The organism is Micromonospora olivasterospora (assembly GCF_007830265.1).
Taxonomy (GTDB): domain Bacteria; phylum Actinomycetota; class Actinomycetes; order Mycobacteriales; family Micromonosporaceae; genus Micromonospora; species Micromonospora olivasterospora.
Genome location: NZ_VLKE01000001.1, coordinates 5,794,025 through 5,813,244 on the forward strand (window position 1 = coordinate 5,794,025; position 19,220 = coordinate 5,813,244).

The 19,220-nt window shown below is 76.0% G+C and carries 15 protein-coding genes and 4 pseudogenes; 11 read left to right on the forward strand and 8 right to left on the reverse strand.

The window, feature by feature from the left end:
* The 5 genes and pseudogenes from JD77_RS26610 to JD77_RS26630 all read right to left on the reverse strand — a co-directional run bounded on the left by JD77_RS26610 (position 1) and on the right by JD77_RS26630 (position 4,355).
* On the reverse strand, positions 1 to 966 hold the full coding sequence (locus JD77_RS26610; protein WP_145776657.1) for a lysylphosphatidylglycerol synthase transmembrane domain-containing protein: 966 nt from the start codon (positions 964 to 966) through the stop codon (positions 1 to 3).
* Positions 963 to 1,798, reverse strand: a pseudogene (locus JD77_RS26615) (class I SAM-dependent methyltransferase). The gene JD77_RS26610 and the pseudogene JD77_RS26615 overlap by 4 nt, the downstream one beginning before the upstream one ends.
* A 73-nt stretch (positions 1,799 to 1,871) precedes the next feature.
* Positions 1,872 to 2,918, reverse strand: coding sequence for a glycosyltransferase family 4 protein (locus JD77_RS26620; RefSeq protein ID WP_246141352.1), 1,047 nt, complete (start codon positions 2,916 to 2,918; stop codon positions 1,872 to 1,874).
* A 32-nt stretch (positions 2,919 to 2,950) separates the two neighbouring features.
* Positions 2,951 to 3,349: a 6-pyruvoyl trahydropterin synthase family protein gene (locus tag JD77_RS26625; protein WP_145776658.1), complete on the reverse strand. Its 399-nt coding sequence runs from the start codon at positions 3,347 to 3,349 to the stop codon at positions 2,951 to 2,953.
* A gap of 4 nt (positions 3,350 to 3,353) precedes the next feature.
* Positions 3,354 to 4,355 carry a zinc-dependent alcohol dehydrogenase gene (locus tag JD77_RS26630; RefSeq protein WP_145776659.1) on the reverse strand — a complete coding sequence of 334 codons (1,002 nt, stop codon included), beginning with the start codon at positions 4,353 to 4,355 and terminating at the stop codon, positions 3,354 to 3,356.
* Between the two features lie 110 nt (positions 4,356 to 4,465).
* On the opposite strand from JD77_RS26630, the pseudogene JD77_RS26640 reads away from it, so the two are divergent.
* Positions 4,466 to 6,894: pseudogene (locus JD77_RS26640) on the forward strand (CDP-alcohol phosphatidyltransferase family protein).
* 39 nt (positions 6,895 to 6,933) lie between these two features.
* Here JD77_RS26640 and JD77_RS26645 read toward each other — a convergent pair.
* Entirely contained in the window at positions 6,934 to 7,194 is a 261-nt protein-coding gene (locus JD77_RS26645; RefSeq protein WP_170286317.1) for a hypothetical protein, read from the reverse strand.
* 123 nt (positions 7,195 to 7,317) lie between these two features.
* Here JD77_RS26645 and JD77_RS26650 point away from each other — a divergent pair, with 123 nt between their 5' ends.
* Positions 7,318 to 7,587, forward strand: a complete 270-nt coding sequence (locus tag JD77_RS26650) for a DUF1343 domain-containing protein (RefSeq protein WP_145776662.1) — start codon at positions 7,318 to 7,320, stop codon at positions 7,585 to 7,587.
* A 67-nt stretch (positions 7,588 to 7,654) separates the two neighbouring features.
* On the opposite strand, the gene JD77_RS26655 is transcribed toward JD77_RS26650, so the two are convergent.
* Entirely contained in the window at positions 7,655 to 8,398 is a 744-nt protein-coding gene (locus JD77_RS26655) for a GntR family transcriptional regulator (RefSeq protein ID WP_145776663.1), read from the reverse strand.
* A gap of 268 nt (positions 8,399 to 8,666) precedes the next feature.
* Between JD77_RS26655 and JD77_RS26660 the strand changes: the two genes are divergently transcribed.
* The 8 genes and pseudogenes from JD77_RS26660 to JD77_RS26690 all read left to right on the forward strand — a co-directional run bounded on the left by JD77_RS26660 (position 8,667) and on the right by JD77_RS26690 (position 17,756).
* Positions 8,667 to 9,773, forward strand: coding sequence for an ABC transporter substrate-binding protein (locus JD77_RS26660; RefSeq protein ID WP_145776664.1), 1,107 nt, complete (start codon positions 8,667 to 8,669; stop codon positions 9,771 to 9,773).
* 107 nt (positions 9,774 to 9,880) lie between these two features.
* Positions 9,881 to 10,456, forward strand: a pseudogene (locus JD77_RS35660) (ATP-binding cassette domain-containing protein); the annotation flags it as partial.
* A 213-nt stretch (positions 10,457 to 10,669) separates the two neighbouring features.
* Positions 10,670 to 11,488, forward strand: coding sequence for an ATP-binding cassette domain-containing protein (locus tag JD77_RS35665; RefSeq protein WP_425463599.1), 819 nt, complete (start codon positions 10,670 to 10,672; stop codon positions 11,486 to 11,488).
* Positions 11,485 to 12,444 carry an ABC transporter permease gene (locus JD77_RS26670; RefSeq protein WP_145776666.1) on the forward strand — a complete coding sequence of 320 codons (960 nt, stop codon included), beginning with the start codon at positions 11,485 to 11,487 and terminating at the stop codon, positions 12,442 to 12,444. The genes JD77_RS35665 and JD77_RS26670 overlap by 4 nt, the downstream gene beginning before the upstream one ends.
* Entirely contained in the window at positions 12,444 to 13,463 is a 1,020-nt protein-coding gene (locus JD77_RS26675; protein ID WP_145776667.1) for an ABC transporter permease, read from the forward strand. Before JD77_RS26670 ends, JD77_RS26675 begins: the two co-directional genes overlap by 1 nt.
* Positions 13,456 to 14,340: a 3-hydroxy-5-phosphonooxypentane-2,4-dione thiolase gene (gene lsrF, locus JD77_RS26680; protein ID WP_145776668.1), complete on the forward strand. Its 885-nt coding sequence runs from the start codon at positions 13,456 to 13,458 to the stop codon at positions 14,338 to 14,340. Before JD77_RS26675 ends, lsrF begins: the two co-directional genes overlap by 8 nt.
* A gap of 66 nt (positions 14,341 to 14,406) precedes the next feature.
* The gene (locus JD77_RS26685; protein ID WP_145776669.1) at positions 14,407 to 16,068 is read left to right on the forward strand and encodes a glycerol-3-phosphate dehydrogenase/oxidase; all 1,662 of its coding nucleotides are present in this window, start codon (positions 14,407 to 14,409) and stop codon (positions 16,066 to 16,068) included.
* Positions 16,065 to 17,756, forward strand: coding sequence for an FGGY-family carbohydrate kinase (locus tag JD77_RS26690; protein WP_211372681.1), 1,692 nt, complete (start codon positions 16,065 to 16,067; stop codon positions 17,754 to 17,756). The genes JD77_RS26685 and JD77_RS26690 overlap by 4 nt, the downstream gene beginning before the upstream one ends.
* Before the next feature lie 55 nt (positions 17,757 to 17,811).
* On the opposite strand, the pseudogene JD77_RS34205 reads toward JD77_RS26690, so the two are convergent.
* Positions 17,812 to 18,513 (reverse strand): annotated as a pseudogene (locus JD77_RS34205) (snapalysin family zinc-dependent metalloprotease); the annotation flags it as partial.
* A gap of 197 nt (positions 18,514 to 18,710) precedes the next feature.
* Between JD77_RS34205 and JD77_RS26700 the strand changes: the two are divergent.
* Entirely contained in the window at positions 18,711 to 19,121 is a 411-nt protein-coding gene (locus tag JD77_RS26700; protein ID WP_145776670.1) for a VOC family protein, read from the forward strand.
* The last annotated feature ends 99 nt before the right edge of the window (positions 19,122 to 19,220 follow it).

Sequence of the window (19,220 nt, forward strand, 5' to 3'; positions counted from 1 at the left end):
TCAGGCGGTCAGCCGCTCGGGGCGCGCCGGCCGGGTGACGGGCCCCGGGCGGCGGCGGGCCAGCAGCACCACCGCCCCGGGCAGGCTCGACACCAGGACCAGGGCCCCGTACACCGTGGCGGTGGCGACGCCCTGCGCGGCGGTGAGGCCCGCAGCCCCGAACGCCCAGGCCGCCACCCCCTCGCGCGGCCCGAACCCGGCCACGTTCAACGGTATGCCCATCGCCAGCAGCGCGAGCAGGGTCAGCGGCACCAGTCGGGACAGCGGCGCGGCCGCCCCCGCCGTACGCGCGGCGACCAGGAAGGTGGCCAGGTGGCCGGCGACCACCGCGGCGGAGGCCAGCAGCACCCCGCACCAGGTGCGGCGGGCCAGCAGGCCGGCACGGACGTCGGCCACCGCCGCCCGCAGCGCCCGTGCCCAGGCCGACGCGCCGAGCCTCGGCGCCGCCCAAGCCAGCAGCACCGCGCCGAGCGTTCCGGCGGCGAGCAGCGCCACGGCCACCGGCAGGTACGGCCGCACCGGCGACGGGAACGCGGCCAGCACCACCACCGCGATCACCCCCTGGACCAGCTGGCCGGCGGCGCGCTCCCACACCACCGCCCGCACGCCCCGGCCGAGGTCACCGGCGTCGCGCCCGTGGCGGACCGCGCGGTCCACATCGCCGAGCACCCCGCCGGGCAGCGTCGCGTTCAGGAACACGGCCCGGTAGTAGTGCGCCACGGCCGCGCCGAGCGGCAGCCGTACGCCGAGCCCGCCCGCGACGAGGCGCCACCGCCAAGCCGCGCAGACGGTGGTGAGCAGGCCGGCGCCGAGCGCCGCCGCGAGCGCCGGGCCGTCGATCAGGCGCAGCCCGGCGACGAACGGGCCGCCGCCCACCTGCCGCAGCAGCAGGGCCAGCACGGCCACCCCGGCGAGCGTCCGCGCCCACCGCCAGAACGACGCGGGCAGCCCCGGCACGACGCTCATGGGCAGCCGGCGAGCAGGTCGCGGTGGTCGACGAGAACGCCGAGCTGGCCGGCCCGCGCCTGCGCCAGCCGCCGGCGGCCGTACGCCTCGGCGGGGCCGGCCAGCTCGGGCCGCTGCTCGCGGGCCGCGTCGAGCCAGCCGGCGAACCACTCGGCCGCCAGCGCTGCCTGCTCCGGGCCGAGCCGCCAGGGGCTGGGCCGGACGGTCGCCGCCACGCCGTGCCGGGCGAACGCGGCGACGCAGGCCTCCGGGGCGTCCGGGCCGAGCAGCGTACGCCCGGCGACGGTGCGCCGCTGGTGGTCGTTGAACGCCTTGGCGACCTCGTCGTCCAGCGGGTGAGGCGGGGTCAGCTCGACCCGGCCGACCACCGAGAGGGTGAACAGGGTGGGGCGGCCGGCGCAGGCGGCGACGACCCGCTCGATCTCCTCGGCGGTGAGCATGTCCAGCAGCGCGGACGCGGTGACCAGCGAGGCGCCGGCGAGGTCGGCGGCGGTCAGCCGGGTGATGTCGGCCCGCCGGGTCGCCACGGTGACCGGGGCGCCGTCGGCGGCGGCCAGCCGGGGGTGGGCGCGGCGGAGCAGGACGGGGTCGCGGTCGTACAGGACCCAGTGCTGCGGGCCGGGCAGCCGGGGGCCAGCCAGCGGACCATCGACCCGGTGCCCGCCCCGAGGTCGTGGACGACGGTCGGCCCGCCGCCCGTAGGGGGGCGGCGCAGCGGTTCGAGCAGGTCGGCGGCGCGCGCCGCCGCGTCGGCGGCCTCCCGCAGCCGCAGCCAGCCGGCGAAGGCGTCCGGGTCGTGGCTGACGCCGGTGGGGTCGTAGCCGTCGCTCATGTCGTCACCTCGCTGCGCTCGGCGCCGGCATGAGCTGTGGCACTGAGCTGGCTGATTCGCTCGCTGCGCTCGCTCATGTCGTCGACTCCTTCAGCGCGGCGGCGAGGGCCGCCGCGGTGGCGTCCCAGCCGGCCAGGGTGTCCCGGCGGGCACGGGCGGCGCGGCGCAGCCGCTCCCGCAGGCCGGCGTCGCCGAGCCAGCGGCGCAGGGCGGCGGCCAGCGCCGCCGGGTCGTCGGGCGGCACCAGCAGGCCGGGCCGCTCGCCGCCCGGGGCGAGCCCCAGCGCCTCCGGCAGGCCGCCGACGTCGGTGGCCAGCACGGGTACGCCCCGCGCCAGCGCCTCGGTGACCGCCATCCCGTACGTCTCGCCGCGCGAGGCCAGCACCAGCAGGTCGGCGGCGGCGTACGCGGCCGCCAGCCCGGGGCCGGTACGCGGGCCGATCAGCCGTACCCGCCCGGTCAGGCCGGTCCGCTCGGCCCGCCGGCGCAGCCCCTCGGCGAAGTCCGGGGCGCGGGTCGTCGCGCCGACGCACACGCAGCGCCAGGGCAGGTCGGCGACCGCCGCCAGGGCGGTCAGCAGCACGTCGTGGCCCTTGTGCGGGGCCACCGCCGCCACGCACAGCAGCTCGGTGCCGGCGGGCGTCCCGGCCGCCGACGGCGCGGGGTCGACCCCCGGCGTGGCCACGTACACCCGGTCGGCGGGGAGCGCGTACCGGTCGAGCAGTCGGCGGCGGGCCCAGCCGCTGGTGGCCACGACGGCGGTGGCGGCGGCCAGGGCGCGGGCCTCGACGGCGTCCTCGCGGGGCAGGTGCACCAGCACGACGAGGCGGAGCCGGCCGGCGTGCGGCGCCAGCGCGTCCGGCGCCACCGAGGCGACCAGCCCGTCCAGCAGCACCACCGCGCCGTCGGGCAGCGCCGCGAGGCGTCCGGCCAGGTCCGCCCGCGCCGCCGGGGTGGGCGCGGGCCAGCCGCCCGGCACCGGGTGCTCGCGGACCCGCCAGCCGGCCTCGGCCAGCCCGCCGCAGACCCGCCGGTCGTAGTGGTTGCCGCCGCTGGGGGTGGCCGGGTCGTCGATGTCGTCGGGCAGCACCACGTGCACCTCACGGCCGCCCGCGCCCACCGCGGCCACGGCGGGCGCTCGTAGCGGGCCGGTCACAGGGGGCGCTCGTAGCTGGCCCAGGCGACGTGCGACTCGTGCAGGGTGACGGCGATCGCGGTCAGCCCGCTCGCCCCCGCACCCAGGTCGCCCGCGCGCACCCGGTCGGCGAGCCGGTCGGCGACCGTACGGGCCAGCACCTCGGTCGTGGTGTTCGTCCCGGCGAACGCCGGCTCGTCGTCGAGGTTGCGGTACGTCAGCTCGCCGAGGATCTCCTTCAGCGCGTCCGTGGCCCGGCCGATGTCGACGACGATCCCGTCGGCGTCGAGGTCGGGCCGGCGGAACGTGGCGTCGACGACGAACGTGGCCCCGTGCAGGCGCTGCGCCGGCCCGAAGACCTCGCCCCGGAAGCTGTGGGCGATCATCATGTGATCGCGGACGGTCACGCTGAACATGTTGTCACTCCCCCTGGTAGGTGATGAGGTGGCACAGCGCCGGCAGGCGTCCCGCGCTCAGTGCGGCGAGCACGTCCGGCAGTTCCGCGAACGGCGAGCGGCCGGTGATCAGCGCGTCGAACGCGGGATCGGCGAGCAGTTCCAGGGCCAGCGCGAGCCGGTCGGCGTACGTGCGGCTGCCCCGGCGGGCCGGGGCGACCCGGCCGACCTGGCTGCTGCGCACGGTCAGCCGGCCGGAGTGGAACGCCCCGCCCAGCGACAGGGTGACGGGGCGGTCGCCGTACCAGCTCAGCTCCAGCACCGTGCCCTCGGGGGCGAGCAGGTCCAGCGCCCGCTGCAAGCCCGCCGAGGTGGCGCTGGCGTGCACCACGAGGTCGCGCCCGCCGGTGGCCTCCTCGGGCGGGGCGAAGTCGACGCCGAGCGCCGCGGCCACGGCCGCCCGGCCGGGGTCGGCGTCGACCAGTTCGACCCGCACCCCGGGGAAGCGGGCGAGCAGCGCCGCGACGCAGGCGCCGACCATGCCGGCGCCGACCACGCTCACCCGGTCGCCGACCAGCGGCGGGGCGTCCCACAGGGCGTTCACGGCGGTCTCCACGGTGCCGGCGAGCACCGCGCGGGCCGCCGGCACCCCGTCCGGTACGGGCACCACCGCGTCGGCCGGCACCACGTACGCGGTCTGGTGCGGGTGCAGGCAGAAGACGGTACGCCCGCGCAGCGCCGCCGGGCCCCGCTCCACGACGCCGACGCTCAGGTAGCCGTACTTGACGGGGGCGGGGAAGTCGCCCTCCTGGAACGGGGCGCGCATGGCGGCGTACTGGTCGGTGGGGACCCGGCCGGCGAAGACCAGCGTCTCGGTGCCCCGGCTGACCCCGGAGTACCGGGCGCGGACGAGCACCTCGTCGGGGCCGGGCGCGGGCAGCGTCGCCTCCCGGATCTCCCCCGCCCCGGGCTCGCGCAGCCAGAACGCGTACGCCCGCGAGGCGTCGGTCGTTCCCTCGTGGCGCACCTCGACCTCCTCGTGGTTTCCCGGCGGTCGAACCGTCCGGGCCCGCCGTCCGTGGTGTGTGTCGACGGTCGGCGACGGCCGTCCCGTCGATCATCAGTCACGGAGGCGCGGTGCCCAGGGTTCAACGCGGTCCGGTCACCGGACCGATCGCCCAGTTCGTCGTCCTGGCGGGCCTGGACGCGACCGTCGGGCTCGGCCCGGCCGGTTGGTGCGCCGGGCTGGCGTACGGGATGGTCGTCTGCGCCCTGCTGGCGCGGGGCCTGCGCCGGGCCGGGGCGGCCGGACTGGGGCCGGCCGACGTGGTGACGTTGGGCCGGGCCCTTCTGGTGGGCGGGGTGACCGCGCTGGTCGTGGACGGGTTCGACCGGCCGGCGCCCGTGCCGCCGCTGGTCGCGCTGACGGTGATGGCGCTGCTGCTCGACGCGGTGGACGGGCAGGTGGCCCGGCGCACCGGCACCGCCAGCGCGCTCGGGGCGCGCTTCGACATGGAGGTCGACGCGTACCTGATCCTGCTGCTGGGCGCCCACCTGGCGCCGACGGTCGGCGGCTGGGTGCTCGCGATGGGGGCGATGCGGTACGCCTTCGTGGCCGCCGGGTGGGCGCTGCCGTGGCTGCGCGGCACGCTGCCGCCGCGTCCCTGGCGCAAGGTGGTCGCCGCGACGCAGGGCGTGGCCCTCGCGGTGGCCGCGGCCGGGGTGCTGCCGCCGGTCGCGGCGACCGCGCTGCTGGCCGGCGCGCTGGCCCTGCTCGTCGAGTCGTTCGGCCGGGACGTCGGCTGGCTCTGGCGGCGCCGGGCGCGCCGACGCCCGGGTGCCGAGCCGGCCCGGCTGCCGGGCGGGGTGTCGGCGTGAGGGGCGGCGACGCGGGGCGCCCGCCCGGCGGCCGGTGGCGGCGCCTGCGGGCGGGCGTGACGAGCGGGCTGGCGGGGCTGCTCGTGCTGGCCGTCCTCGCCGCGCCGGTCCGGCCGGGCGAGGTGACCCCGTGGGCGTTCCTGCGCCTGCCGGTCGAGGCCCTGCTGGCCGCCGCCGTGCTGCTGGCCCTGCCGGCTCGGGTCCGGCGTCCGGTGGCCGCGCTGGCCGGGGCGGCGCTCGGACTGCTGGCCGTCCTGAAGCTCGCGGACCTGGGATTCGCCGGCGCGCTGGACCGGCCGTTCGACCCGGTGTCCGACTGGGCGCTGCTGGACGACGCGACCGGCTTCCTCGCCGACTCCGTCGGCCGGGCCGGGGCGACGGCCGCCGTCGTCGCCGCCGTGCTGCTCGCCGTCGGCCTGCTGGTGCTCGGCGCGCTGGCGGTGCTGCGGCTGGCCGCGCTGCTCGCCCGGCACCACGCCGGGGCCACCCGGGCCGTGGCGGCGCTGACCGTGGGCTGGGTCGCGTGCGCCGCGTTCGGCGTGCCGGTGGCCGACTCCGGCGCCAGCGCCCTCGTGCGCGACCATGCCGCGCGGGTGCGCGTGGGCCTGGCCGACCGGGACGTGTTCGCCGCGCAGGTCGCCGCCGACCCGTTCCGGGACGCCCCGGGCGGGCAACTGCTGACCGGCCTGCGCGGCAAGGATGTCGTCGTCGCGTTCGTGGAGAGCTACGGGCGGGACGCGGTCGAGGACCCGGAGTTCGCGCCCGGGGTCGGCGGGGTGCTCGACGCGGGGACCGCCCGGCTGCGGGCGGCGGGCTTCGGCGCCCGCAGCGCGTACCTCACCTCGCCGACGGCGGGCGGCGGGAGCTGGCTGGCCCACGCCACGCTGCTGTCCGGGCTGTGGATCGACAGCGAGCAGCGGCACCGCAGCCTGCTGGCCGGGGACCGGCTCACCCTGGGCGGCGCGTTCCACCGGGCGGGCTGGCGCACGGTCGGGGTGATGCCGGCGGCCGTCGAGGACTGGCCGGAGGGCCGGTTCTACGGGTACGACGAGTTCTACGACAACCGGGCCCTGGGCTACCGGGGGCCGGCGTTCGGCTACGCCCCGATGCCCGACCAGTACGCGCTGTCGGTCTTCCAGCGCCGGGAGCGCGCCGGCGCCGACCGGCCGCCGGTGATGGCCGAGATCGCGCTGACCTCCAGCCACTCCCCGTGGACCCTCGTCCCCCGTCCGCTGGGCTGGAACGAGCTCGGCGACGGCTCGGTGTTCGGACACGCCACGACGGTCACCCCCGGCGGCCGGGACGCGGTGCGCCGCTCGACGGCGCAGGTGCGCGCCGGGTACCGCAGCAGCGTCGAATACACCCTGGCGACGCTGATCTCGTACGTCGAGACGTACGGCGACGACGACCTGGTGCTGGTGTTCCTCGGCGACCATCAGCCCGCCCCGGTGGTCACCGGCCCGGACGCCGGCCGGGACGTGCCGGTGACCGTCGTGGCCCGTGACCCGGCCGTGCTGGACCGGATCGCCGGCTGGGGCTGGCGGGACGGCCTGCGCCCCGGCCCGGGGGCGCCGGTGTGGCGGATGGACGACTTCCGGGACCGGTTCCTGGCCGCGTTCGGGTCGCGGCCCGGCCCGGCCGGGTTTCCGCCGTCCGGGGCGTCGCCGGGCGCCGTCCCGCGCCGCTGACCGGGGTGCCGCGCGTTCGGTCGCACCGGGTAGACGGCCTCAGGCGGCCTCGCGGTCGGCGCCGCCGCGCTGCGCGGGCACCGGCTGCGCGGGCAGGGCCAGGGGCTCCGGAGTCTGCTCGGCGGGCGACTGCGCCGGCGCGGCGCCCCGGGACAGGCCGAGCGCCCGCTCGGCGTTGACGAGCGGGGTGCACGGCGAGGGCTGGTCTGCGCAGAGCAGGTTGCGGCAGCGGCCGTTCTCGTCCGGCTCGTGCGCGCTGGCGACGTCGTACGCCAGCCGCCACAGCAGCGGGTCCGTCACGTCGGCCGGTGGAACTGTGCCGTCACTGGCCCGGTGGTGCGGTGTTTCGGACACGCGTGACCCCTCTCGTCGTCGCTGGCTCCCACTCTTCACCGCCCGGCGCCGCCGTCAAACCTGCTGGACGTGAGAGTTTCGGCACGTCACCCCGCCCTCGCGCCGGGTGATCACGAGGGGCGGCGGCCGGGGGTGGAGTTCCGGGAGGCGTACTTCTCGCCGACGTCCGCCGGGCAGAAGCCGGCGCTGCTCAACAAGCTCTGCGCGGGCGTCGAGGTGAAGATCGTGGACCGGGCCGCGTACGACCCGATCCGCGCCGACGTGGCCGACGTGGTGGGCGCCTGGGCCGACGAGCTGGCCGCGTTCGACCGGCAGCGCCGGCCGTACCTGCTCTACTGACCGGGCGCGGCGGCCGGGCCCACCCGGCCGCCGTCCTGGTCGGACCGTCGGACGTGGGGCGTTCCCGTCAGCGGATGCCCACGTAGAACCGCGTCTGGTCGCTGCGGTGCAGGGCGTGGTACGCCTCGAAGCGGGTGCCGTCGGGCAGCCAGGCCACCGACTCGATGCCGAGCAGCGGCGTGGAGGTGGTGACCTCCAGCAGCGCGGCGTCCTCGGGCTCGGGGAAGACCGCCTCGATCCAGCGGTCGGCCGCGGCGGGCTCCAGCCCGTACCGGCGGCGCAGCACGTCGTACAGGGACTGGTTCTCCAGCACGGCCCGCTCCAGGCCGGGCACCAGGGCGGCCGGCAGGGCGGTGTCGACGAGCAGCCACGGCTGGCCGTCGACGCTGCGCAGCCGGCGCATCCGCACCACCGGCGCGCCCGGCGGCAGCCGCAGCAGGTCCGCCTCGCGCTTGTCCGCCTTCCCGAGACTCTGGCTGACGGTGTGGGTGGTGACCCGGCGGCCGGACTCGCGCAGGTCGTCGGCGGAGCCGGAGACGGAGCCGACGAAGCGCAACTCGGTCTTGCGCGGGGCCACGAAGGCGCCCCGCCCCTTGACCTTGTAGATCATCCGCTGCTGGACGAGCTCGCGCAGCGCCTCGCGGACGACCGTCCGGGACACGCCGTAGATGTCGCTCAGCTCCGCCTCCGAGGGCAGCGGCTGGTCCGGGCCGATCTCACCGGTCTCGATCTGGCCGCGCAGTGCCCGCATCAGCTGCATCCACAGCGGCTCGCCCGCGTCCCGCGTGAGCCGCCGGTACGTCATCGTCATGGATTCCCTCTCCCATCGACCGGCTACAGCATGCCATGGCCATTCCGAGATGTCATGACAGGCTTTCGACCCGGTTGCGGGAGGCCGCAGGTGGTCACGCCTCCGCAACCGGCTCGACTGTGATCTGAAACACCTTTGTGATTTCCATCTAGCGCACCTGTCACTACAGGTCTGTAATGACTGGCGCGCCGTTCGCGGTCCCCTGCCGGTCCGGCGCACCCGACACCACCACTCCCGCTCCGGCGGGTCCGCCCGATGGAGGCCCCCCATGCGCACCACACCCCCGCCCCGGCGTCGACGGGCCCTGTTCGCCGCCGCCCTCGCCGTGGCCCTCGGCGCGACGGCGACCGGCTGCGGCTCCGCCGGCGGCGACAACGCCGCCGCGGGCGCCGGCGACGACAAGCCGTTCATCGCCCTGAGCAACGGGTTCATCGGCAACGGCTGGCGGCAGACGATGATCGCCAAGTTCGAGGCCGCCGCCACGCAGGCCCAGAAGGACGGCCTGATCAGCAAGTTCAAGGTCGTCAACGCGCCCGGCGAGAACTCCGCGACCGAGCAGGTCGCCCAGATCAAGAGCCTGCTGCTGCAGAAGCCCGACGCCCTGCTCATCGACCCGGCCTCGCCGACCGCCCTCAAGCCGGTGATCGAGCAGGCCTGCAACGCCGGCATCAAGGTCGTGGTGTTCGACTCCGCCATCGACGCGCCGTGCGCCCACGTGCTGCTCAACAGCTTCAAGGACTGGGCGACCGCCGCCGCCCAGCCGCTGATCGACGGCATCGGCGGCAAGGGCACCGTCATCGTCAGCCGCGGCGTGGTCGGCTCCCAGCCGGAGGCCGAGATGTACCAGACCACCCAGGACATCCTCGCCAAGTACCCCGACGTGAAGGTCGCCGCCACCGTCAACGGCCTGTGCGACGGCGCCAAGGCGCAGAAGGCCGTCCTCGGCGTGCTGTCCAGCGTGCCGAAGATCGACGGGGTCATCGGCTGCGGCGACGGCTACGGCGTCGCCCAGGCGTTCACCACCGCCAACAAGCCGATCCCGGCGCTGACCTTCGAGACCAACGGCCGCGCGCTGAACTACTGGAGGGACAGCAAGCTCGACAACGGCTCGGTCGCGGTCATGTCCGACCCGGGCCAGTCGGTGGCGGCGCTGTGGGAGGCGCTCGACCTGCTCGCCGGCAAGGACGTCCCGAAGGAGCTGACCTTCCCCATCGTCCTGGTCGAGCAGAAGGACCTCGCCGCCTGGGCCGGCGCGCTGAAGCCCGACGAGTACGCCGCCTGGCCGTGGACGCAGGAGCTGTTCCGCCAGCAGGTGGAGGCCGTGAAGTCCGGTGGCGACCCGGTGCGCCCGCCGATCCCGACGGCCGCCAACTGACCCAGGCCGTCGAAAGGCGGCCCGGTCGCCCCGACCCGCACCCGGCCCACCGGCCGGACGGGTCGGGGACGACCGGGGCCCGCCCCCGACCAGAGGAGAAGCGGATCATGCACGTCGACAACCCGCCGCCGGGATCCGTCGCCGCCCCGCCGCGCGACGACCGGTCCCCCGCCGCGGCGCGAACGGTGGTCACCACCCGTGGGGTGACCAAGGCGTACGGACGCACCCGCGCCCTCACCGGCGTGGACCTCGACGTCCGCGCGGGCGAGGTGGTCGGCCTCGTCGGCCACAACGGCGCCGGCAAGAGCACGCTCATGCGCGTCCTCGCCGGCCTGGAGCCCTGCGACCAGGGCACGGTCGTGGTGGGCGGCACCCAGGTGTCGCCGCGCGACGCCGGCCCGGGCGCCACCGCCTTCCGCGGGGTACGCATGGCGTACCAGGAGACCTCGCTGTGCCCAGACCTGACCGTCGCGGAGAACATCTGGCTCTCCTCGCGCCACTGCCTGCCGCGGCTGGGCTGGCGGCGGGCGGCCGGGGCGGCGGTCCGCCGCCGGCTGGACGAGATGTTCCCCGGGCACGGGGTGTCGCCCCGGGACCGGGTCGCGGACCTGTCCATCGCCCGGCGGCAGATGGTGGAGATCGCCCGGGCCAGCCTGGTCGACCGCCTCGACCTGCTGATCCTGGACGAGCCGACCGAGTCGCTCGGCCCGGACGCCGCCCGCACCCTGTACGACCACGTCCGGCGGCTCGCCGCCCGGGGCACCGCCGTCCTGCTCATCTCGCACCGCATCGGCGAGGTCCTGTCCGTGGCGGACCGGGTCGCGGTGATGCGCGACGGCGCGGTGGTGGCCGAGCGGCCCGCCGCCGGCCTCGGCGAGCGGGACGTGCTCCTGCTCATGGGGGCCGAGGTCGCCGAGTCCGCCGCCGTCACCGCCCCGGCCGGCGCGGGCGCCGACCGGCCGGCGCTGGCCGAGCTGCGCGGCGCGACCGGCCAGGGGCTGCGCGACGTGTCGATCCGGGTCGGCGCGGGCGAGGTGGTGGGCCTGGCCGGCCTCGCCGGCCAGGGCCAGCAGGAGGTGCTGGAGCGGCTCTGGCGCCCGGTCCGCCGGGACACCACGGTCCGGGGCACCCGCGCGTACGTGCCGGGCGACCGGCAGCGCTCCGGGGTGCTGCCCCTGTGGTCGGTGGCGGAGAACCTGACGATCACCGCGATGCGCGGCCTGGCCCGGGGCGGGTTCCGGCGGATGGCCGCGGAGACCGCGACCGTCCGCGGCTGGGTCGACCGGCTGGCCGTGCGCGGCGGCGCCGACGCCGCGATGACCGAACTCAGCGGCGGCAACCAGCAGAAGGTCATCGTCGCCCGGGCGTTCGCCTCGACGGCGGACCTCGTCCTGCTCGACGACCCGTTCCGGGGCGTCGACGTGCACACCAAGACCGACCTGTACGCGCTGATCCGCGAGGAGGCGGCCAGGGGCCGCAGCGTCGTGTGGTACTCGAGCGAGAACGCCGAGATGGCGCACTGCGACCGGGTCTACGTGCTGCGGGCGGGGCGGGTCGTCGCCGAGCTGAGCGGCGACGAGATTTCCGAGGAGCGGATCATCGCCGTCTCCTTCGCGGAGTCCGCCGCCGGATCCGAGTCCGCGTCCGGGCCGGTCCCGGCCCTGTCCGGGGCCGCGTCCCCCGCCACGTCCGAGTCCACCGGAGCACCGCGATGACCAACCTCGTCGCGGCGGCCGTGCCGCCGCGTGCCCTGCTGCGCCGTACCGCGCCCGCGGTGGTCAGCGCCGTCGCGCTGGCCGCCATGGTCGCCGTCTGCGCGTCGTTGCAGCCCGGCGTGCTGACCGTCCCCGGTCTGACGCTGATCCTCTCGGCGACCGTCCCACTGGTCGTCGCCGCCCAGGCCCAGATGGTGCTGATGTCCGTCGGGGACATCGACCTGGGGATCGGCAACTTCGTGGGCCTGGTGACCGTCGTCTCGGCCACCCTGCTGGTCTCCTCCCCCGGCGTGGGCGCGCTGGTGCTGCTCGGCCTCGTCGCCGGGTACGCCGTCCTCGGCGCGCTGATCCACCTGCGCCGGGTGCCCTCGCTGATCGCCACGCTCGGCGCGTCCTTCGTGTGGCTGGGGCTGGGCCTGTTCCTGCTGCCCACCCCGGGCGGCACCACCCCGTCCTGGCTCGCCACCTTCGGCTCCTGGCAGCCGGCCGGCTTCCCCGCGCCGGTGCTGCCGATCCTGGTCGTCTCGGCGCTGGTCTGGCTGCTGTCCTCGCGCAGCTCCGTCGGGGTCCGGGTCCGCGCGCTGGGCAGCAACCCCGTGGCGCTGCGACGGGCCGGCCTGCGTCCGCTGGCCGCTCGGGCGGTCGCGTACGCGGTGGCGGGCGCCCTCGGCGTGCTGTCCGGGCTGGTGCTCGCCTCGCAGACCGGCGGCGGGGACGTGTCGTCGGCCACCAGCTACACGCTGATCAGCGTCGCGGCCGTGATCCTCGGCGGCGGCTCGTTCGCCGGCGGCACCGCCGTGCCGTGGGGCGTGGCCATCGGCGGGGTCACCCTCGGCCTGGTCAGCGTCGTCCTCAGCCTGCTGGACGTGCCGTCGAACATGCAGTCGGCCGTGCAGGGCGTCATCGTGCTGGCCGTGCTCGCCGGCCGCGTCGTGGTCGGAAAGGTGCTCCGCTGATGATTCCCCGTACCCTCGCCCGCCCCTGGATCTGGGGCTTCCTGGCCGCCGCGCTGGTCTGGGTCACCATCCTGGCCATCTCCTCCCAGGGCGGCGGGCAGACCGTGTCGCTCGCCCTGTCCCTGGCGCCGTACCTGGTCGTCGTGGGCCTCGGCCAGATGCTCGTGATCACCGCGGGGCCGGGCAACATCGACGTGTCGGTGGCCTCCGTCGTGTCCCTCGCCGGGTTCGTGTCGGTGCAGGTCGCGGCGACGACCGGTTCCGTGGCGCTCGGCATCCTCGCCGGGATCGGCACCGGCCTGGCCATCGCGGTGATCAGCGTGGTGGCGATCCTCGGGCTGTCCGTCCCGCCGATCATCGCCACCCTGGCCGCCGGGCTCGTCGCCTCGTCGCTGACGCTGTCGCTCGCCGACGGGTTCACCGCCGTGCCCGACGAGGGCCTGCGCCGGCTACTCAACCTGCGCCCGGCCGGCGTGCCCGTGCTCGCCGTCGCGGTCGCCGCCCTGACCGCGCTCGTCGTGGTCCTGCTGCGCCGCACCACGTACGGGCGGTCGCTGCTCGCGGTCGGCCAGAGCCGGCCGGCCGCGGAACGGGCCGGCGTCCCGGTCGCCCGGGTCATCGCGGTCACCTACCTGGCCAGCGGCGCCCTCGCCGGGCTGGCCGGGGCGCTGCTCGCCGCCTACATCGCGCCGTCGCCCGACCTGGGCACCCGCTACCTGCTCGACTCGGTCGCCGTCGTCGTGATCGGCGGGACGCTCATCTCGGGCGGCCGGGCCGTGCCGGTCGGCATCTGGGGCAGCGCGCTGTTCTTCATCCTGCTCGACGGCCTGGTCAACCTGGTCGGCTGGAGCACCGCCGCGCAGAACCTGCTCAAGGGCGGTCTGGTGCTGTTCGTCCTCTTCCTCGCCGGTGGCGGCGCCCTGCGCGGCCCCGCCACCGGCGCCCGAACCCGTCGCCGGTCGCGCCCCGCGGCCGCGACCACCCCTGCAACGATCACAGGAGACACCACCCATGGCTGACACCGACGGTCTGCTCGAGGCCCGCACCTTCACCGGGGGCGGGCGCCCGACCACCGGCTTCCACGTCAAGGGGGCGCAGGCCCAGGACTGGGGCCTGCAGAACCGGCTGTCGCGGATCTTCCAGCCCAACGGCCGGACCGTGATGCTCGCCTTCGACCACGGCTACTTCCTCGGCCCGATGGCCGGGCTGGAGCGGATCGACACCATGATCGCCCCGCTCGTGCCGGACGCCGACGCGATCATGATGACCCGGGGCGCCCTGCGCACCAGCATCCCGTCGCACAGCACCGCCGGCGTGGTGCTGCGCGCCAGCGGCGGCCCGAGCGTGCTCAAGGACCTCTCGGACGAGCACATCGCCCTGGACATCGAGGACGCGGTGCGGCTCAACGCGGCGGCGCTGGCGATCCAGGTGTTCATCGGCGGGGAACACGAGTCCCGCTCGGTGGCGAACCTGGCCGCCCTGGTCGACGCCGGGCAGCGGCACGGGATCGCGGTGCTGGGGGTGACGGCGGTCGGCAAGGACATGGTCCGCGACGCCCGCTACTTCCGGCTCGCCACCCGGATCAGCGCCGAGATGGGCGCGCACATCGTCAAGACGTACTACGTCAACGAGGGCTTCGAGACGGTCACCGCGGCCTGCCCGGTGCCGATCATCGTCGCCGGCGGCAAGAAGCTGCCGGAGCTGGACGCGCTGACCATGGCGTACCGGTCGATGCAGGAGGGCGCCGCGGGCGTCGACATGGGCCGCAACATCTTCCAGAGCGAGCACGCCGCCGCGATGCTCGCCGCGGTTCGGGCGGTGGTGCACGACGACCTCAAGCCCGCGGAGGCGTACGAGCTCTTCCAGGACCGGGCGGCCGGTTCCGCAGCCTCCTGACCGTCCCCGAGGGGCGCGGGACCGCCCACCGGTCCCGCGCCCCGCACCCCCTCCCGGGAGCCCCCCATGCCACACCCGCAGACCGGCACCGGTGACGTCGTCGACCTCGTCGTCATCGGTGCCGGCATCAACGGCCTCGCCATCGCCCGAGACGCCGCCGAACGCGGCCTGAGCGTCGTCGTCGTCGACCGGGGCGACGTCGGCGCCGGTACGACGGCCACCTCCAGCCGGCTCATCCACGGCGGCCTCAAGTACCTCGAACGCTACGACTTCACCCTGGTGCACGAGTCGATCCGCGAACGGCACCTGCTGTTCCGCAACGCCCCGCACCTCGTGCACGACTACCCGATGCTCATCCCGTTCTACGCCGGCGACAGCCGGCCGGGCCCGCTGATCCGGCTCGGCCTGGCCGCGTTCGACGTCCTGGCCGCCGGGCGCGGACGCGGGCGCAGCCGGGGGATGTCCACCCGGGCGATCGGCCGGCGCTGGCCGCACCTGTCCCAGCGGGGGCTGCGCGGCGGCGTGCTGTTCAACGACGCCCAGGTGCCGTGGGCCGAGCGGCTCTGCGTCGAACTGCTGATCGACGCCGAGCGCCTCGGCGCCACCGTGCTGACCTACACCACGGTGACCGGCCTGATCGTCGACGACCGCCGGGTGCTCGGGGTACGCACCCGCGACAACGACACCGGCGAGGCCGGCGAGATCCGGGGCCGGCTGACGATCAACTCCGCCGGGCCGTGGATCGACCGGATCCTGGACGGGCAGGTCGAGAGCCGGCGCCTCAACGGCGGCACCAAGGGCAGCCACGTCATCGTCGACCCGTTCCCGGGCGCCCCCGACACCTGCATCTTCTTCGAGGCCGCCGCGGACCAGCGCCCCATCTTCGTCTTCCCGTGGGAAGGCCGGTACGTCCTGGGCAGCACCGACCTCACGTACGAGGACGACCTGGACGAGGTCGTCGCCAGCGACGCGGAGATCGACTACCTGCTCACCGAGGCCAACCGGCTGTTCCCCGACGCGAACCTCACCCCGGACGACGTGCTCTACAGCGTCGCCGGCGTCCGGCCGCTGCCGTACACGGCCGGCGTGTCGGACAACGCGAAGATCAGCCGGGGGCACACGGTGCTCGACCACGCGCCCGCGTACCGGGGACTGCTCACGATCATCGGCGGCAAGCTGACCACCCACCGGGCCCTGGCCGAGGACGCCGTCGACGAGGCGCTGGAGGTGCTCGGGCGGCCCCGCCGCCGGTGCGCCACCCGCACCCGGCCGCTGCCCGGCGCGGACGCCGCCGACTGGCCGGCGTTCCGGGCCGGGTTCCTGCGCGCGCCGGCGCCGTTCACCCCGGAGCAGGCCGCCCGGCTGGTGGCCGTCTACGGGATCCGGGCCGCCCGGGTCCGCGAGCTCGTCGTGGCCGACCCCGCGCTGGGCGAGGTCGTCGACTCCCGGACCGGTGCGGTCGCCGCCGAGGTGGTGCTCGCGTTCCGGGAGGAGGGGGCCCGGACCTTGGCGGACGTGCTGCTGCGACGTACGCTCGTCGGCCTCGGCCCCGACATGGCCCTGTCGGCGGCCGTGACCTGCGCGGACGTCGCCGTACGGTACCTCGGATGGGACGCCGGGCGGGCCCGGTCCGAGGTGGCCGCGTACCGGGCGGAGCTACGACGGTTCCGCCCGCGGGTGCTGCGCCTCGCCGAGGCGACACCGACCAGTGACAGGAGGGCGTCGTGACGGCTGCGAACATCTGCTACCTCGGCGTCGACGTCGGGCTCACGGCCACCAAGGCCGCCGCGTTCGACGTGGCGGGCAACGAGCTGGCGGTGGTGCACGCCCGCACCCCGCGCACCAGCGTCACCGCCCACCGGCACGACGTGGACATGGCCGTCCTGGCCGACACGGTGCTGTCGCTGCTCGCCGAGATCGGCGGCAAGCTCGCGGCCGACGGGTACGCCCCGGCCGGCATCGGGGTCGCCGCGCACGGCAACGGGCTGTACCCGGTCGACGCCGCGCTGCGCCCGGTCGGGCCGGCCATCGCGTCGTCGGACAGCCGGGCGCAGCACGTCGTCGCGGCGATCCCGGCCGACGGCGCCCGCCGGCTGGCCCGGGAGACCGGCTCGATCCCCTGGGCCGCGCAGCCGGCCGTCCTGCTGCGCTGGCTGCGCGACGCCGAGCCGGCCGCCTACGCCGCCACCCGGTGGGCGCTGTCCTGCAAGGACTGGGTCACCTCCCAGCTCACCGGCGCGCCGAGCGCCGACTACAGCGACGCCAGCGCCTTCGGCATGGTCGGCCTCGACAGCCGCGCCTACACGCCGACCGCGCTGGAACTGGTCGGCCTGCCGGCCGCCGACCTCGGCCGGTTCCCGCCGCCGCGGCGCTCCGACGAGGTCGTCGGCGGGCTCAGCGCGGCGGTCGCGGCCCGCACCGGGCTCCCCGAGGGGCTGCCGGTCATCGCCGGGTGCATGGACTGCGTGGCGGCGACCCTGGGGGCCGGCGGCCGGGAGGTCGGGGACGGCACCATCATCGTCGGCACCTGGGCCATCAACGGGGTGGTGGTGCCCGCCCGCAGTCCCGCCCCCGAGGTCACGCTCAGCGCGTTCATGCCCGACCCGGCCACCATGCTGGCCATGGAGGTGGCGCCGACCTCGGCGGCGAACCTGGAGTGGCTGGCCTGCGCGGCGGTCCCGCACGCCCAGGCGGGCGGCGTCGCCGCCGCGGACCTGTTGCGGGAGGCCGCCGCGGTGCCGCCGGGCGCCGAGGGGCTGCTGTTCCTGCCCTTCGTCAACGGCGCGCCCGAGCACCCGTCGGCGTCGGGCACGTTCCTCGGCCTCTCCAGCAACCACCGACGCGGGCACCTGGCCCGGGCGGTGATCGAGGGCGTGGCCCAGTACCACCGGGTGCAGCTCGACCGGGTGCTCGCCAGCGGCGCGGACGTCGGTGACCGCCCGTGGCGGCTGGCCGGCGGGGGCGCCCGCTCGGCGGTGTGGGCGCAGATCTTCGCCGACGTGCTCGGCCGACCGGTGCGCCGGCAGCTCACCAGCGAGCTGGGCGCCCGGGCGTCGCCTCCCTGCTACCCGGTGCGCTCGGCCACGACGTGCCGCCGTGGACCGTCGACGACGCGGACGACCTGTGCGTGCGGCCGGGGCCGGACCGCGCGGCGTACCTGGCGCACGCCGAGGTGTTCGACCGCTGCCTCGCCGGCATGTCCGCCGTGTGGTCGGAGGTGGAGCGGTACCGCACGGGCGGCGGGCCCGCCTGAACGGTACGACGCGACCGGCCGGGGCCGGCGGAAGACCGCCGACCCCTGCGTGCTTCGACGCGACCGGCCGGGGTCGGCTGAGACCGCCGACCCCGCCGGGGCGTCACCGTCGAAGCGGCGTCAGCGCTGGGCGCCACCGGCGCGGCCGGCCAGCTGTCGTTGAAGACCTGCGTGCCCTGCGCGCCCGGCGACGCGGACCGGAACCACGAGTCGACCGCGGCGGACTCGGTCGGGTGCGGGTACGGGTTGGTGCAGCCGGTGCCGGCGCTGCCGCCGGACATCAGGAGGGCACAGTTGCCGTTGTAGTTGTCGGCCAGGCCGAGAATGTGCCCGATCTCGTGGGTCATGATCCGCAGCGGGCTGTACTGCTGGGCCTGGTAGTAGTCGATGACCACGTAGCCGTTGCCGAGGCTGTAGCGGACGGCGTACGAGCCGCCGCCGTAGGTGTAGTAGATCATCAGGTTCGTGCCGCACTGGGCCATGTTGGCGTTGTTGGTGTAGGCGTTCCAGATCGAGGCGGCCTGGTTGGCGTACCCGGCGAACGGGCCGGCCTGGCTGGTGTTGTAGCAGACGTAGGTGATGGCGAGGGCCGGCCCACGGCCAACATCTGACCGCCCTGGGCGCCCCGCGACGGCGGCCTCCCGGACGACGAGGTCGCCGACGCACGCCTCGTCGAGCCGGCCCGCGTTGTCCACGACCAGCACGTCGCCCGGCCGGGCGCGCTCGATGGCCTCCAGGAAGACGTCCACGCTGCCGGCGTGCCGGGCGGGCAGCACCCAGCCGGCGAGGCGGCTGCCGGGCCGTACGGGGCGGGTGCCGTCGGGGGCGCACCGGACGGTCACCCCGGCCCGGACGCAGGCGTCGGCGAGGTGCGCCGTGGTCAGCGCCGTGTACCGCCCGGGGGGCTGCTGCTGTTCCATCGCCGCATCATAGGAGCGCGCGGTGCCCGTCGACGTGAGTCGATCCGGCCACTTCCCGGGGCATTCCGGCCAGGCGGGCGGACGGGACGGCCCGCGTCGAGAGAAGCGGAGTCGCGGCACGCCCGTCCGCGTGTACGCCCTGCTCACGGGCGACTGCGATGCGACGATGGGCGCCGACACCGAGCCAGGAGGATGCTGTGGCCTCGCAACTCAACCCGTACCTGAACTTCGACGGCAACGCCCGGGAGGCGATGGAGTTCTACCACCAGATCTTCGGCGGCGACCTGTCGCTGGCCACGTTCGGGGAGTACGGGGGCGATCCGGCGATCGCCGACCAGATCATGCACGGCATGTTGCGCACCCGCAGCGGTTACGTGCTGATGGCCTCCGACACGCCGCCCGGCATGCAGATCCAGCGGGGCAACGCCGTGACCGTGTCCATCAGCGGCGACGACGCCGACGAGCTGCGCGGCTACTGGGAGCGGCTCAGCGAGGGCGGCGTGGTGGGGGTGCCGCTGGAGAAGCAGGTGTGGGGCGACGAGTTCGGCCAGTGCGTGGACCGCTTCGGCACCGCGTGGATGGTCGACATCATCCCGCCGCAGGGCTGAGCCCTCCCCGGGGCCGCCCCAAGCGACCCCGGGTGTATCGGCGGCGTGGCCGGGTACGGACGGCTGCCCGACGCCGTCCGAGCGCGCACCGGCGCCGCG

Coding starts and splice junctions, on each gene's coding strand:
- JD77_RS26655 (WP_145776663.1), bottom strand. CDS start 8,398: ATGACGATGACGTACCGGCGGCTCACGCGGGACGCGGGCGAGCCGCTG.
- JD77_RS26685 (WP_145776669.1), top strand. CDS start 14,407: ATGCCACACCCGCAGACCGGCACCGGTGACGTCGTCGACCTCGTCGTC.
- lsrF (WP_145776668.1), top strand. CDS start 13,456: ATGGCTGACACCGACGGTCTGCTCGAGGCCCGCACCTTCACCGGGGGC.
- JD77_RS26670 (WP_145776666.1), top strand. CDS start 11,485: ATGACCAACCTCGTCGCGGCGGCCGTGCCGCCGCGTGCCCTGCTGCGC.
- JD77_RS26625 (WP_145776658.1), bottom strand. CDS start 3,349: ATGTTCAGCGTGACCGTCCGCGATCACATGATGATCGCCCACAGCTTC.
- JD77_RS26610 (WP_145776657.1), bottom strand. CDS start 966: ATGAGCGTCGTGCCGGGGCTGCCCGCGTCGTTCTGGCGGTGGGCGCGG.
- JD77_RS26675 (WP_145776667.1), top strand. CDS start 12,444: ATGATTCCCCGTACCCTCGCCCGCCCCTGGATCTGGGGCTTCCTGGCC.
- JD77_RS26660 (WP_145776664.1), top strand. CDS start 8,667: ATGCGCACCACACCCCCGCCCCGGCGTCGACGGGCCCTGTTCGCCGCC.
- JD77_RS35665 (WP_425463599.1), top strand. CDS start 10,670: ATGGGGGCCGAGGTCGCCGAGTCCGCCGCCGTCACCGCCCCGGCCGGC.